This window comes from Microbacterium sp. LRZ72 (genome assembly GCF_033792225.1).
In the GTDB taxonomy this organism is placed as follows: Bacteria; Actinomycetota; Actinomycetes; order Actinomycetales; family Microbacteriaceae; genus Microbacterium.
Genome location: NZ_JANGEX010000035.1, coordinates 1 through 1,463 on the forward strand (window position 1 = coordinate 1; position 1,463 = coordinate 1,463).

General features: G+C 67.1%; 1 protein-coding gene. It reads right to left on the reverse strand.

Features of this window, described 5'->3' with window-relative positions:
- Positions 1 to 9: 9 nt before the first annotated feature.
- Positions 10 to 1,206, reverse strand: a complete 1,197-nt coding sequence (locus M4I32_RS15120) for an IS110 family transposase (protein ID WP_319035308.1) — start codon at positions 1,204 to 1,206, stop codon at positions 10 to 12.
- Between the last annotated feature and the right edge of the window lie 257 nt (positions 1,207 to 1,463).

The window sequence follows — 1,463 nt, forward strand, 5'->3', positions numbered from 1 at the left end:
CGTGGCTGGTCAGGCGGCGGTGATCAGCGCGGCCGATCCGTGGCGGGTGGGGTCGTAGGTTTCGTGGTTGCTCCAGCAGCGCCAAAGGATGCGGGTCCAGCGGGCGGCGAGTCCGCGGAGTGCGCGATGGTAGCGCTGGCCTTTCTGCTCGCGGGCGTCTCGGAACGCGGCGGCCGCCCAGGGCGAGGTCTTGAGGGAGTTGAACGCCCACCACATGGTCGCCTCCCGGAGCCTGCTGTTCGCGGCATAGCGGAACCTGACCGACCGGGACCGTCCTGACGAGCGGGTCACGGGTGCGAGCCCGGCTTCGGCGAGGAGCACTTCGGCCTGCGGGAACCGGGCGCGGTCTTCACCGATCTCAGCAAGCAGCACCGCGGTGAGCACGGGGCCGATGCCGGGAAAGCTGGCGAAGATCGGCGCGTCCGGGTGTTCCGCGGTGGCCGCGGCGATCGCGTCGTCGAACTCGGCGAGTTGCGCGTTGAGCAGTTGCAGCACCTGGGTGAAGGCGAGAGCCGAGAAGCTCTTCCCCGCGACCGTGCCTGGGGAGCCGGAGAGCAGGTTCTGTCTCATGCGGTCGGCGAGGGTCTGCGCGGGGACTCTGCCGGTGTAGCGGTGGCGCGAGAGGAACCCGGCCATCCTTGTGGTCTTCACTCGGGACGCGTTCGCCGGTGTCGGGTAGTCGGTGACGAACGACAGTGTGATCTGCCGGTCGACAGACGAGAACAGCCTCACTGGTGCCGGGTGGTAGGCCTCGAGGATCATCCGCAGCTGGCTCTCGGTTGCCTGCTGAGTTTCCAGAAGCCGGTCCCGGTCACGGGTGAGGGCCTTGATCTCCGCGAGGAGCGGCGATGGGACAGACAACGGGCGCCAGTGCGCGTGGTCGAAGCGGAGCGTGTCGGCGAGCACGAAGGCGTCGAATCGGTCGTCCTTGACTGCGGCAACCTTGTAACGCTCCCGCGCCCGCGCGGAGATCCGCGGGGATACGGGGAACACCGCATGCCCGATCGCTTGGAGATGCTCGACGAGCAGCCCTTCGGAGCGTTCGATCGCGATCGGGACCTGAGGTCCGAAGCCGATCAGATATTGGTCGAGTTGGCGGAGTCCGGCAACATCGTGACTGACACGGGTCTCGAGCAGCCGCTTCCCGTCGGGCGCGACAACGCAGAGCTGATGGTTGTCACCACCCCAGTCGATGCCGGCGAACACCGGCCAAGCCCGCTGGTTGAGGTCTTGCATGAGCGCTTCTCCTTCGAAGACGGATTCGCCTCGTGACGAATCCCTCTGGACGCTCACTCAGGTGCTCCCGAACTCGGGGCACGACTCCCACTAGCCAGTCGGAATCCGCCACCGCCGGGAGGGACAGGTCTGCCGCTGGACCTTCACGGTCACGCTGCCAAGGTCCTCTCCCGACGGTGAGGATGAACCAGCGGGACGATCCCGCCACTACCCATGTTGACGAGTGA